Source organism: Pseudomonas fluorescens group sp. PF-1, from assembly GCF_054481335.1.
In genome coordinates this window covers 1,025,776-1,037,940 of sequence record NZ_JBTMNG010000001.1, presented here as the reverse complement: position 1 = coordinate 1,037,940, position 12,165 = coordinate 1,025,776, and the positions used below count along the sequence as shown (strand labels likewise).

Below are 12,165 nucleotides of genomic sequence, written 5' to 3'. Positions count from 1 at the left end.
TGATGACTTGCCCGTGATGGCCGTGACGCGGTCTCAACTCGAATCCTGCCCCACATCAAGTAAACGATAATTCCTCTTATTCAAATTCCCATCCCCTGTTAGACTTTGCGCCCTTGTTTTGCTCGTCTCGCAGGATGTCTGATGCCCCCGCTGCCTCTTCGCTTGTTCGCACTGTTTCTGGCCCTGGGCCTGACTGCCTGCGATGACGCCCCGCGTTTTACCAAGGCCGAACCCGGTGAAGCCCGCTCGGGTGGCAGCGCAACCGTACGCAAGACCGATCAGAACGCCTTCTCCCTGCCCTCCGCCAACCTGCCACCCTCGCGGCGCGTGGACTTCAGTGTCGGCAACAGTTTCTTCCGCAGCCCCTGGGTGATCGCCCCGTCCACCACCACCGCCCGCGATGGCCTTGGCCCGTTGTTCAACACCAATGCCTGCCAGGGTTGCCACATCAAGGACGGCCGCGGCCACCCGCCGGGGCCCGATGCGCCGAACGCAGTGTCGATGCTGGTACGCCTGTCGATTCCCGATGCCCCGGCCTACGCCAAAATCATCGAACAGCAGGGTGTCGTGCCGGAACCGGTCTATGGCGGGCAGTTCCAGGACATGGCCGTTCCCGGCGTTACCCCGGAAGGCAAGGTGCGTGTCGATTACACGCCAGTGCCGGTTCGCTTCAAGGACGGTGCCGAAATCGAGTTGCGAAAACCGAGCCTGAGCATCACTCAACTGGGTTACGGCCCAATGCACCCTGACACCCGATTCTCGGCCCGCGTCGCGCCGCCGATGATTGGCCTGGGCTTGCTGGAAGCGATTCCCGAAGACGCCATCCTGGCCAACGCCGCCGCTCAGGCCAGGGACAACAAGGGCATCGCCGGACGCCCGAACCGGGTATGGGATGACGCGCAACAGAAAACCGTCCTCGGGCGGTTCGGCTGGAAGGCCGGGCAGCCGAATCTCAACCAGCAGAACGTTCACGCGTTTTCCGGGGACATGGGCCTCACGACCAGCCTTAGGCCCTTTGATGACTGCACCGACACGCAAACGGCCTGCAAACAGGCGCCCAGTGGCAATGGCCCCGATGGCGAGCCGGAAGTCAGCGACAACATCCTGCGCCTGGTGCTGTTCTACACCCGCAACCTTGCCGTACCGGCCCGCCGCGATGTCAGCGCGCCAGAAGTGCTGGCGGGCAAGAACCTGTTTTTCCAGGCCGGTTGCCAGTCGTGCCACACACCGAAATACACCACCGCCGCAAACGCCGCAGAACCTGAGCTGGCCAATCAGGTGATTCGCCCCTACAGCGATCTTTTGCTGCATGACATGGGCGACGGCCTGGCCGACAACCGCAGTGAATTCCAGGCCGGTGGCCGCGACTGGCGCACGCCGCCGTTATGGGGCATCGGCCTGACGCAAGCGGTCAGTGGCCACACCCAGTTCCTGCACGACGGCCGTGCCCGCAATCTGCTTGAAGCCGTGCTCTGGCATGGCGGCGAAGCCAAGGCGGCGCAGCAACAGGTTTTGACGTTCAATGCCGAGCAGCGCGCGGCGTTGCTGGCGTTTCTGAATTCTCTTTAATACGCATTCTTCCAGCGGGAGCCCGACATGTTCCGTCCCAAATTGTTGTTCACCAGCCTTGCCGCGCTAGCCCTCGGCGCTTGTTCGCCACAGGACCCGCAAGCCGTCACCTCCGCGGCCATCGCCAAATCGGTGATCCTGCCGACCTATACCCGCTGGGTCGAAGCGGACCGCCAACTGGCCGTCAGCGCCCTCGCCTACTGCGAAGGCAAGGAGTCGCTGGACACCGCCCGCGCCGACTTCCTGCACGCACAAAAAGCCTGGGCGGAACTGCAACCGCTGCTGATCGGCCCGCTGGCCGAGGGTAACCGTTCGTGGCAGGTGCAATTCTGGCCGGACAAGAAAAACCTGGTCGGCCGTCAGGTCGAGCAACTGGTCACTGCACAGCCACAGATCGACGCCGCCGCCCTGGCCAAGTCCAGCGTCGTGGTGCAAGGTTTGTCGGCCTACGAATACATTCTGTTCGACAGCAAACCGGACGTGGCCGACCCGGCACAGAAAGCCAAGTACTGCCCGCTGCTGATCGCGATTGGCGAGCGTCAGAAGCAACTGGCCGAAGAAATTCTGAAGAGCTGGAACAACACCGACGGCATGCTCGCGCAGATGAGCAAGTTCCCGAACCAGCGTTATGCCGACTCCCACGAAGCCATCGCCGACCTGTTGCGTGTGCAAGTCACCGCCATCGACACTTTGAAGAAAAAGCTCGGCACGCCGATGGGCCGCCAGAGCAAAGGCGTTCCGCAACCGTTCCAGGCTGATGCCTGGCGTAGCCAGTCTTCCCTGACCGGCCTCGAAGCCAGCCTTGCCGCCGCCAAAACCGTTTGGGAAGGTGTCGATAACAAAGGTCTGCGTAGCCTGCTGCCGAGCGAGCAAAAGCCGTTGGCCGACAAGATCGACGCTGCCTACGCCGCGTCGCTGAAACTGTTCGCCAGCACCCAGCGTTCGCTGACCGAAATGCTCGCTGACGATGCCGGTCGCCAGCAACTCAACGATCTCTACGACAGCCTCAACACCGTCCACCGCCTGCACGAAGGCGAGTTGGCCAAGGCGCTGGGCATCCAACTCGGCTTCAACGCCAACGACGGTGACTGATGAGGGCGAGTGCCATGCTGCGACGTCAGGCTCTGACTTTGGGTAGTTTGCTGCTGGTAGCAGTGACACTGGGCGGCTGGACGCTGTTCAGGCAAAAGGACAAAAGCCCGCTGCTGCTGTCCGCACGGGACGATACCGATGGCAAGCACTACGCCGTCGGTTATCGGCTCGATGGCACCCGGGTGTTTACCACCCAGGTTGGCCAGCGCTGCCACGACATCATCAATCACCCGACGCTGCCGATGGCGCTGTTCGTCGCCCGGCGTCCGGGCACCGAGAGCTACCTGATCGACTTGCGTGATGGCACGCTGCTGCAAACGGTGGCATCGCAGCCGAACCGGCACTTCTACGGTCACGCCGTGATTCACAAGAGTGGCGACTGGCTATACGCCACCGAAAACGACACGACCGATCCCGGTCGCGGTTTGCTCGGTGTGTATCGGTTCGAAGGCGAGCGGCTGGTACATGCCGGCGAGATCTCCACCCATGGCCTGGGCCCGCATCAGGTGTCGTGGATGCCCGACGGTGAAACCCTGGTGGTGGCCAATGGCGGGATTCGTACCGAGGCCGAAAGCCGCGTCGACATGAACCTCGATGCCATGGAACCCAGCCTGGTCCTGATGCAACGCGACGGCACCCTGCTGAGCAAGGAAACCCTGGCCCAGCCAATGAACAGTGTGCGTCACCTGGGGATTGCCAGCGACGGCACCATCGTTGCCGGCCAGCAATTCATGGGGCCTGCCCACGAGTCCTCGGAGCTGCTGGCAATCAAGCGTCCGGGCCAGCCGTTCGTGGCGTTCCCGGTGCCCGAGCATCAACTGCAGGCCATGGGGCATTACACCGCCAGCGTCGCGGTGCACAGCGATTTGCGACTCGTCGCCTTGACCGCGCCAAGGGGCAACCGCTTTTTCATCTGGGACCTGGACAGCGGCGAAGTGCGCCTGGACGCACCTCTGCCCGATTGCGCAGGGGTCGGTGCGGTGTCCGACGGTTTTGTGGTGACCTCGGGCCAGGGTCGATGCCGGTACTACGATTGCCGCCAGACAGATCTGATTGCAAAACCGCTGGATCTGCCTGCCGGGCTCTGGGACAACCATCTGCATCTGATTTGAACACGCCGTTGCCTTTTTAGGAGCCGAGCGTGCTCGCGATGGTGGCTGCGCATTCCACATGGCAGTGACTGATACACCACTATCGCGAGCAAGCTCGACTCCCTCAGGTTTTGCGCCCGCCAGGAAAAAGTGGCAGTTGGATTCACGCTCCCACTCGCGGTAATGTGCCCCACTGTCTCACCTGATTTTCTCCAAGGAACTGGAAATATGCTGCGTCGCCGCATGCTGATCATGTTGGGTATTGTTCTGTTGGTCGTGCTGGCCCTGGCCGGTTACAAAGCCTTCTCCATCTACACGATGATCCAAGGCTTTGCTGCGCCAAAACCGCCGATCAGTGTCGCCGTGGCCACGGCCACCGAACAGCCATGGCAGGCCCGGCTGCCGACCGTCGGTACACTCAAGGCTTTACAGGGCGTGGACCTGAGCCTGGAGACCGACGGCACCGTCGTCGATCTGCAGTTCGAGTCAGGGCAGAAGGTCAAGGCCGGCCAACCCCTGCTGCGACTCGACAGCGCGGTGGAAAGCGCCCTGCTCGAAACCGCCCAGGCCGACCTCGGGCTGGCCCAACTCGATTATGGTCGCGGCAGCCAACTGGTGGGCAGTCAGGCCATTTCCAAAGGCGAGTTCGATCGACTCTCGGCAGTCCTGAAAAAGAGCAAGGCGTCGGTCAATCAGCTCAAGGCTGCGCTCGGCAAGAAAAGCATCGTGGCACCGTTCAGCGGAACCATCGGCATTCGTCAGGTCGACGTCGGCGACTACGTGGCCAGCGGCACCATGATCGCCACCTTGCAGGACCTCAGCAGCCTGTATGTCGATTTTTTCGTGCCCGAGCAGTCCGTGCCGAAAATCGCCATCGGCCAGCCGGTTGAAGTCATTGTCGCGGCCTACCCGGCCCAGACCTTCCCCGGCACGATCAGTGCGATCAACCCGAAACTGGAGAACAGCACGCGCAACATGCAAGTCCGCGCGACCCTGGCCAACCCGGACGGCAAGTTGCTGCCCGGGATGTTCGCCAGTCTGCAGGTGATGCTGCCTGACCCGCAGTCGCGCATCGTCGTACCGGAAAGTGCGATTACCTACACGCTCTATGGCAATTCGCTTTATGTCGTGGCAGAGAAAAAGTCCGAAGACGGCAACCTGGAAAAAGACGACAAGGGCCAGCCGATCCTGATCGCCGAACGGCGTTTCATCGAAACCGGCGAGCGCCGTGACGGGCTGGTGATGATTACCAAAGGCGTGCAGAACGGCGAAAAAGTGGTAACGGCCGGCCAGATCAAACTGGACAACGGTGCGCACATCGCTATCAGCGACGACAAGACCCTAGCCGAGAAGAACAGTCAGCCGCGCGCTGACTGATCAAGGAACCCCCATGGCTTTTACCGACCCGTTCATCCGTCGCCCGGTGCTCGCCACCGTGGTCAGCCTGCTGATCGTCCTGCTGGGCTTTCAGGCCTGGAGCAAGCTGCCGCTGCGCCAGTACCCGCAAATGGAAAATGCCCTGATTACCGTCACCACGGCCTATCCAGGGGCTAACGCCGAGACCATCCAGGGCTACATCACCCAACCGATGCAACAGAGCCTGGCCAGCGCCGAGGGCATCGACTACATGACGTCGGTCAGTCGCCAGAACTTCTCGGTGGTCTCGATCTACGCGCGCATCGGCTCGAACAGCGATCGCCTGTTCACCGAACTGCTGGCCAAGGCCAATGAGGTCAAGAACCGCTTGCCCCAGGATGCTGAAGACCCGGTCCTGAGCAAGGAGGCGGCTGACGCCTCGGCCTTGATGTACATCAGTTTCTATAGCAAGGAGCTGAGCAACCCGCAGATTACCGACTATCTGTCGCGGGTCATCCAGCCGAAACTGGCGACCCTGCCGGGCATGGCCGAAGCAGAGATACTCGGCAACCAGGTATTCGCCATGCGCCTGTGGCTGGACCCGGTAAAGCTCGCCGGTTACGGTCTGAGCGCCAGCGACGTGACCGATGCGGTGCGCAAGTACAACTTTCTCTCCGCCGCCGGTGAAGTGAAAGGCGAGTACGTGGTCACCAGCATCAACGCCAACACCGAACTCAAATCCGCCGAGGCATTCGCCGCGATCCCGCTCAAGGTCGAAGGCGACAGCCGTGTGCTGTTGCGGGATGTGGCGCGGGTCGAGATGGGCGCGGAAAACTACGACAGCATCAGCTCTTTCGGTGGTACGCCCTCGGTGTACATCGGCATCAAGGCGACACCCGGCGCCAACCCGCTCGACGTGATCAAGGAAGTGCGCAAGATCATGCCGGACCTGGAAGCCCAACTGCCCCCCAACCTCAAGGGTGAAATTGCCTACGACGCCACACTGTTCATTCAGGCCTCAATCAATGAGGTGATCAAAACCCTGTTCGAAGCCGTGCTCATCGTGATCGTGGTCGTGTTCCTGTTCCTCGGCGCGCTGCGCACCGTGGTGATCCCGGTCGTCACCATCCCGCTGTCGATGATCGGCGTCATGTTCTTCATGCAGATGATGGGGTACTCGATCAACCTGCTGACCTTGCTGGCCATGGTATTGGCCATCGGCCTGGTGGTGGACGACGCCATCGTTGTGGTGGAAAACATTCACCGTCATATCGAGGAAGGCAAGACGCCGCTCGACGCGGCCATCGAGGGCGCCCGGGAGATCGCCATGCCAGTAGTCTCGATGACCATTACCCTGGCGGCGGTGTATGCGCCGATCGGCTTCCTGACCGGTCTCACCGGAGCATTGTTCAAGGAATTCGCCCTGACCCTGGCCGGCGCGGTGGTCATTTCCGGCATCGTCGCCCTGACGCTGTCACCGATGATGTGCGCCCTCCTGCTGCGCCACGACGAAAACCCCAGCGGCCTGGCCCATCGTCTGGATCTGATTTTCGAAAGGCTGAAGCGCCGCTATCAGAAAATGCTGCATGGCACGCTCAACACCCGCCCCGTAGTGCTGGTGTTCGCTGTGATCGTGCTGTGCCTGATTCCGGTGCTGCTCAAGTTCACCAAGTCGGAACTGGCTCCGGATGAAGACCAGGGCATCATTTTCATGCTGGCCAACGCCCCGCAACCGACCAACCTTGATTACCTGAGCGCCTATACCGACGAGTTCATCACGATCTTCAAGGCGTTTCCCGAGTACTACTCTTCGTTCCAGATCAACGGTTTCAACGGTGTGCAATCGGGGGTCGGTGGCTTCCTGCTCAAACCTTGGAACGAGCGTAGCCGGACCCAGATGCAAATTTTGCCCGAGGTTCAGGCGAAACTGGCGGGCATTGCCGGACTGCAGGTTTTCGGATTCAACCTGCCGTCCCTCCCAGGCACTGGCGAGGGCCTGCCCTTCCAGTTCGTCATCAACACCGCCAGCGATTACGAGTTGCTGCTACAAGTGATGGACCGGGTGAAAAAGCGCGCGATGGAGTCCGGCAAGTTCGCGTTCGTCGATGTCGACCTGGCCTTCGACAAGCCGGAGGTCGTCGTGGATATCGACCGTGCCAAGGCGGCCCAGATGGGCGTATCGATGCAGGACCTCGGCGGCACACTGGCCACCTTGCTGGGTGAGGCGGAAATCAACCGGTTCACCATCGAGGGTCGCAGTTACAAAGTCATTGCCCAGGTCGAACGCCCCTTCCGTGATAACCCTGACTGGCTGAACCATTACTACGTCAAGAACAGTCAGGGCGAGCTGCTGGCCCTGTCGACCCTGATCTCTGTGTCTGACCGGGCGCGGCCTCGGCAATTGAACCAGTTCCAGCAACTCAATTCGGCCATTCTTTCCGGGGTGCCGCTGGTCAGCATGGGTGAAGCCATCGATGCCGTGCGCCAGATAGCCCGGGAAGAAGCCCCGGCGGGATTTGCCGTCGACTATGCCGGCGCATCGCGGCAATACGTGCAGGAAGGCAGTGCGCTGTGGGTCACCTTTGCCTTGGCACTGGCCATCATTTTCCTGGTGCTGGCCGCTCAGTTCGAAAGCTTCCGCGACCCGCTGGTGATTCTGGTCACCGTGCCGCTGTCGATCTGTGGCGCGTTGCTTCCGCTGTTCCTTGGCTGGTCGAGCATGAACATCTACACCCAGGTCGGCCTGGTGACATTGATCGGTCTGATCAGCAAGCACGGGATCCTGATCGTCGAGTTCGCCAACCAGTTGCGCAAGGAAAAAGGCCTGACGCCACGCGAGGCCGTAGAGGAAGCCGCAGCCATTCGTCTGCGCCCGGTGTTGATGACGACCGCTGCCATGGTCTTCGGCATGGTGCCCTTGATCATCGCCACGGGGGCCGGTGCCGTTAGCCGCTTTGATATCGGTACTGTCATCGCGACGGGGATGTCGATCGGGACGCTGTTCACATTGTTTGTATTGCCCTGCGTATACACACTGCTGGCTAAACCCGACCAACCTTGAATGATACCGATCGCTCAGTGTCAGTGAGCGTTGAGCAATCAGGCACAAAAAAAGGCCTCGCATTAGCGAGGCCTTTTATTTGGGCTTCATTCTGTTCAACTTTGCGGTTTCAATCCTTGAGTGAGCCCGAACATAAACAACAACAAATCATGATCGGGCTGGGTTGCTACGGACGCCTTGGCGACCCGTGGCAATGGGCAGTGCGCGTCACCGTGCGCTGAACTGAGAACTTGCGTGCGGGGCTCCTCCCAGGCCGCCACCGCCAGTGAAGCAACCGCCAAGGCCCCTGCCAGAAACAAACCTCGCGCGACTTCGAGTTTCATTGCTATAAACCTTTGATAGCGCTGCCAAACGCCGTCTTGTAAAAGTAGACGAGTTTGTTCCAGTCCGTCGCGTTGAACGACGAATGGCGGCGCAACTGCTTCATGTCATGGATCGCCGCGCGCTGGGCGCTGAGGCGTTGGCGGCATTTCTCCAGGTCAATGAGGGCGACCTCGACCTTGGCTGCATCGCCCTCGCCTGTCACGCGTACGAACACATGCTTGATATAGATACAGCTGTGCTGCCAGCGGCCTTTGTGCATACGGGCCAGGTTCTCTGCCAGATCCTTGAGCACGCGATCATGCACCGCCTCGCCGTAACGCTCACGGCCACCGCCTGCGTACCATTGTTCGATTTCTTCAAAGCCATCCAGTGATTTGGTAACCAGCAGCGCGCGCCATTTGTGCACAGGATCGCGCTGTGCGCCGCAGAAAATGATTTCAGGAACACGAACGCCGAGTTCACGAACACCGATGAGCGCATCACGCTCGCGCAACACCGTCGGCCGACCGAAGGGGTGCAACCAGGTGCGATGGATATGCCCGGTCTGCCGTTTGACGTACAGCAACTGACCATCGCTGCCCACGACCCGTTGCACACCGCTTTCACCACCGCGACGGACGTTGGGTTCTTCTACCCATTCACCACGCTGGTTCCAGAAATAGTCGAAGCGGTCCTGGGGAGCGACTTCCGTTTCTGCTGCACATTGCACTGCCATTCAATTACCTCTTGCGTAACACATATACCCGCCACATCGCATAGAGTGGTAAAAAGTCCAGTTGTTCCTGAATGCGGAAACCCGCCTGCTCAAATTCTTTTTCTACCGTAGCTGCCGGTAATACAAATCGGTTTTGGTAACCTTCCTGCCTGCGGTTTTTCTCCGCGCGCTTGCGTTTCCAGGCTTTGAAATTGCCGTCCACCCACAATGAAAGAATCACACTGTCACGGGTGACGCGTTCGAATTCACGCAAGATGGTCAGTCGATGCTCGGCTTCACCGATGTGATGGAGCAAACGCATGCAGAAAATGCTGTCGACGGCGTTATCAGGCAAAGCGATGTCGAATGCAGATGTATGCAGGGTTTGCACCCGCTTCACCACGTCGGCCGGTTGCGCCTGCGTCGCAATCTTCAACATGGACTCGGAGTTATCGGCGCCGATGATCACGCGATTGGGCTTTTCTGCCAGCAACGGCCAGAAACGCCCCGCGCCGCAGGGTAAATCAAGGACCAGCCCCGGCTCACCAACCAGCGCCAGTGCTTTACGCGCCAATTGTTCATCCCGCCAGTGGGACAGCCGACGGCCAAGTCCTTCCTTGTGCTTGCGCAGGTACCGTTGGGCGTGTTGGTCGTCGTACTTTTCGGAAAAATCCAGTTTGATCGGGCCATCTGCCATTATCAAAGTCTCCTGAGCTTCTGATACCGACCACCTTAGGTAGCGAATAGTCAGTGTCAGGTTACGCCTTTGTGAAAAAAAAGTTATGCAAAAGCCAGAACTTTTTCTAGATTTTACAAGGCTGCGATAGGGCAAGAATTGGCCGACTTCAGGCTAATCAGTTCACATTGGATGTATACAGCTGCACCTCAAAACGACAACCATTGGGTTCCATGGTTGTCAGGCTGACGCTCCAGCCCTGGTTTTCACAAATTCGTTGTACCAACGACAGCCCGAGGCCCAGCCCCTCCCCGCGTTTTTCGGTACCACGGACGAACGGTTCGAACATCGCTTCACGCTTTTCTTCGGGGATGCCCACTCCACTGTCTTCGACCAGGAACCCATTGCTTGTGAGGGTCAAGCGGATGAATCCATGCTCAGTGTAATGAAGCGCGTTACGCAGCAGATTGCCCATCACCGCGTGCAGCAGGGTCGCGTTATAAGCAGTGGATTGCGGACTACCGGGTTCGAAGATCAACCTCAGTCCTTTCGCCTCGATCGGCTCTCGCCAAAGATTCAGTAGCCCATCGGCCACCTGACGAACGGATTGCTGCGGCGCCATACTGGCGTCTTCGCGTTGAGCGCGGGCCAGCATCAAGAAGGTCTGAACCAGCTCGCGCATCTCCTCACAGGCACGAGCGATTCGCTCGACCTGAGCACGGCCACGCTGATCGATCCCCGGGTTTTCCAACAGCAATTCGCAGGAACTGGCCAGCACCATCAAAGGCGTGCGCAGTTCGTGGCTGACGTCACTGGTGAACAGCCGCTCCCGGGTCAATGCCTGACGCAAGCGTCCGAGGGTGGCGTCGAAAGCCACGGCCAGCTCGCCCACTTCATCGGCTGCATAATCCGGCGCCAGAGGTGGCGCCAGCCCTAGCAACTGGTCACGATGACGCACCTGGCGGGCCAACCGAACCACCGGGGCCATCACCTTGCGCGCCAGCACCCAGCCGAGAAAAACCGCCAGCGCCAGGCTGAGCACGAAGCCCACCAGCACCACGGCAAACAGGACCCGCTCGCGCTCTTCGAAGTCGCTCTGGTCCTGCAACAGCACATAACGCCGTCCGTCGACTATTTCGACCATCGCGTGGTATGACAGATTCTCGCGGAACACTTCATGAAATCCCGCGTCCAGGTGCCGCAAATCCTTGGGCAGCTCGAAGTCTCCATGCCCGCCACTGAAATAGAACAACTGGTCCGGTTCAGGGCGATGGCTCCACTCCTCGACGTTGTCCATCAGTAACAGGCGTTGCAGGTCGCCACCCAGACCTGCCGAAATAAGCTTTTCTTCCACCAGGTGCACGGTGGCGATAATGCCCATGGCAAAGGCGCCCGCCACCAATGCGCTCATCAACGCGAAGGCAATGATGATGCGCTGGGAAAGGCTCTGTTTAAACTCCATCACGGCCCTCGGCCAAGCGATAACCCACGCCGTGCACAGTCTGCAGTAACGGTTTGGCGAAAGGCTTGTCGATCACTTGACGCAGTTGATGAACGTGGCTGCGCAGGCTGTCACTGTCTGGGCAGTCATCGCCCCACAGCGCTTCTTCGAGAATTTCCCGACGCAGCACATGAGGGCTTTTCTGCATCAGCACGGCCAGCAACTTCAGGCCCACCGGGTTGAGTTTGAGCAAGCGACCTGCGCGGGTGACTTCCAGGGTATCGAGGTCGTAGCTCAAGTCGCCGACCTGCAAGGTGCGGCGACCGCCACCCTGGGTTCGGCGCATGACCGCCTCGATGCGCGCGGCCAGTTCTGACAGGGCAAAGGGCTTGATCAGGTAATCATCGGCACCGGACTTGAAGCCTTGCAGCCGGTCATCCAATTGATCGCGGGCGGTGAGCATGATCACCGGCGTATCGCGTCGGGCGTCTTCGCGAAGGCGTTTGCACAAGGTATAGCCGTCAATACCGGGCAGCATGATGTCGAGCACGATCAAGTCGTAATGTTCGGTGGCCGCCAGGTGCAGGCCCGACAAACCGTCCTGCGCGCAATCCACGGTGTAACCCTTGAGTCCCAGGTAATCAGCCAGATTGGCGAGGATATCGCGGTTGTCTTCAACCAATAAAATTCGCATCGGCATCTCCTCCGTATACAGTAACGGCCGTCTTGGCCCGCGCAGCTTAAGGCCAAGTGCTGCTCAGGGCTAGGGCCGCAGGGCACAGAGTCGGCTTAGGCGACCAAAGCAGCCAATTAACGAGCTTTTCACCCCCCGTTCACAAGCCCGCGACCGCTCTTGAAGTA

10 protein-coding genes are annotated in these 12,165 nt (G+C 60.0%); 5 read left to right on the top strand and 5 right to left on the bottom strand.

What is annotated here, in order from left to right:
- Positions 1–141: 141 nt before the first annotated feature.
- The 5 genes from ACX3YD_RS04965 to ACX3YD_RS04945 all read left to right on the top strand — a co-directional run bounded on the left by ACX3YD_RS04965 (position 142) and on the right by ACX3YD_RS04945 (position 8,169).
- A complete protein-coding gene (locus ACX3YD_RS04965; RefSeq protein WP_458959380.1) occupies positions 142–1,569 on the top strand; it encodes a di-heme oxidoreductase family protein in 1,428 nt (475 codons plus the stop codon).
- Positions 1,570–1,596: 27 nt separating this feature from the next.
- Positions 1,597–2,661: an imelysin family protein gene (locus tag ACX3YD_RS04960; protein WP_103403916.1), complete on the top strand. Its 1,065-nt coding sequence runs from the start codon at positions 1,597–1,599 to the stop codon at positions 2,659–2,661.
- 14 nt (positions 2,662–2,675) lie between these two features.
- The gene (locus tag ACX3YD_RS04955; RefSeq protein ID WP_458959379.1) at positions 2,676–3,773 is read left to right on the top strand and encodes a DUF1513 domain-containing protein; all 1,098 of its coding nucleotides are present in this window, start codon (positions 2,676–2,678) and stop codon (positions 3,771–3,773) included.
- Between the two features lie 207 nt (positions 3,774–3,980).
- Positions 3,981–5,129, top strand: coding sequence for an efflux RND transporter periplasmic adaptor subunit (locus tag ACX3YD_RS04950; RefSeq protein WP_458959378.1), 1,149 nt, complete (start codon positions 3,981–3,983; stop codon positions 5,127–5,129).
- Between the two features lie 13 nt (positions 5,130–5,142).
- Positions 5,143–8,169 carry a multidrug efflux RND transporter permease subunit gene (locus tag ACX3YD_RS04945; RefSeq protein WP_458959377.1) on the top strand — a complete coding sequence of 1,009 codons (3,027 nt, stop codon included), beginning with the start codon at positions 5,143–5,145 and terminating at the stop codon, positions 8,167–8,169.
- 95 nt (positions 8,170–8,264) lie between these two features.
- Here ACX3YD_RS04945 and ACX3YD_RS04940 read toward each other — a convergent pair whose 3' ends face one another.
- The 5 genes from ACX3YD_RS04940 to colR all read right to left on the bottom strand — a co-directional run bounded on the left by ACX3YD_RS04940 (position 8,265) and on the right by colR (position 11,998).
- The gene (locus ACX3YD_RS04940; protein ID WP_047532645.1) at positions 8,265–8,492 is read right to left on the bottom strand and encodes a hypothetical protein; all 228 of its coding nucleotides are present in this window, start codon (positions 8,490–8,492) and stop codon (positions 8,265–8,267) included.
- A 2-nt stretch (positions 8,493–8,494) separates the two neighbouring features.
- Positions 8,495–9,208 carry a lipopolysaccharide kinase InaA family protein gene (locus ACX3YD_RS04935; RefSeq protein WP_090464759.1) on the bottom strand — a complete coding sequence of 238 codons (714 nt, stop codon included), beginning with the start codon at positions 9,206–9,208 and terminating at the stop codon, positions 8,495–8,497.
- Between the two features lie 4 nt (positions 9,209–9,212).
- The gene (locus ACX3YD_RS04930; protein WP_458959376.1) at positions 9,213–9,884 is read right to left on the bottom strand and encodes a class I SAM-dependent methyltransferase; all 672 of its coding nucleotides are present in this window, start codon (positions 9,882–9,884) and stop codon (positions 9,213–9,215) included.
- A gap of 157 nt (positions 9,885–10,041) precedes the next feature.
- Complete coding sequence (locus tag ACX3YD_RS04925) at positions 10,042–11,325, bottom strand: sensor histidine kinase (protein WP_103403910.1); 1,284 nt, start codon at positions 11,323–11,325, stop codon at positions 10,042–10,044.
- The gene (gene colR, locus ACX3YD_RS04920; protein ID WP_047532651.1) at positions 11,315–11,998 is read right to left on the bottom strand and encodes a two-component system response regulator ColR; all 684 of its coding nucleotides are present in this window, start codon (positions 11,996–11,998) and stop codon (positions 11,315–11,317) included. Before colR ends, ACX3YD_RS04925 begins: the two co-directional genes overlap by 11 nt.
- Between the last annotated feature and the right edge of the window lie 167 nt (positions 11,999–12,165).

What these genes read in the sequence shown, in the direction of transcription:
- ACX3YD_RS04965 (WP_458959380.1), top strand. Translation starts at nt 142, where the DNA reads ATGCCCCCGCTGCCTCTTCGCTTGTTCGCACTGTTTCTGGCCCTGGGC.
- ACX3YD_RS04960 (WP_103403916.1), top strand. Translation starts at nt 1,597, where the DNA reads ATGTTCCGTCCCAAATTGTTGTTCACCAGCCTTGCCGCGCTAGCCCTC.
- ACX3YD_RS04955 (WP_458959379.1), top strand. Translation starts at nt 2,676, where the DNA reads ATGCTGCGACGTCAGGCTCTGACTTTGGGTAGTTTGCTGCTGGTAGCA.
- ACX3YD_RS04950 (WP_458959378.1), top strand. Translation starts at nt 3,981, where the DNA reads ATGCTGCGTCGCCGCATGCTGATCATGTTGGGTATTGTTCTGTTGGTC.
- ACX3YD_RS04945 (WP_458959377.1), top strand. Translation starts at nt 5,143, where the DNA reads ATGGCTTTTACCGACCCGTTCATCCGTCGCCCGGTGCTCGCCACCGTG.
- ACX3YD_RS04940 (WP_047532645.1), bottom strand. Translation starts at nt 8,492, where the DNA reads ATGAAACTCGAAGTCGCGCGAGGTTTGTTTCTGGCAGGGGCCTTGGCG.
- ACX3YD_RS04935 (WP_090464759.1), bottom strand. Translation starts at nt 9,208, where the DNA reads ATGGCAGTGCAATGTGCAGCAGAAACGGAAGTCGCTCCCCAGGACCGC.
- ACX3YD_RS04930 (WP_458959376.1), bottom strand. Translation starts at nt 9,884, where the DNA reads ATGGCAGATGGCCCGATCAAACTGGATTTTTCCGAAAAGTACGACGAC.
- ACX3YD_RS04925 (WP_103403910.1), bottom strand. Translation starts at nt 11,325, where the DNA reads ATGGAGTTTAAACAGAGCCTTTCCCAGCGCATCATCATTGCCTTCGCG.
- colR (WP_047532651.1), bottom strand. Translation starts at nt 11,998, where the DNA reads ATGCGAATTTTATTGGTTGAAGACAACCGCGATATCCTCGCCAATCTG.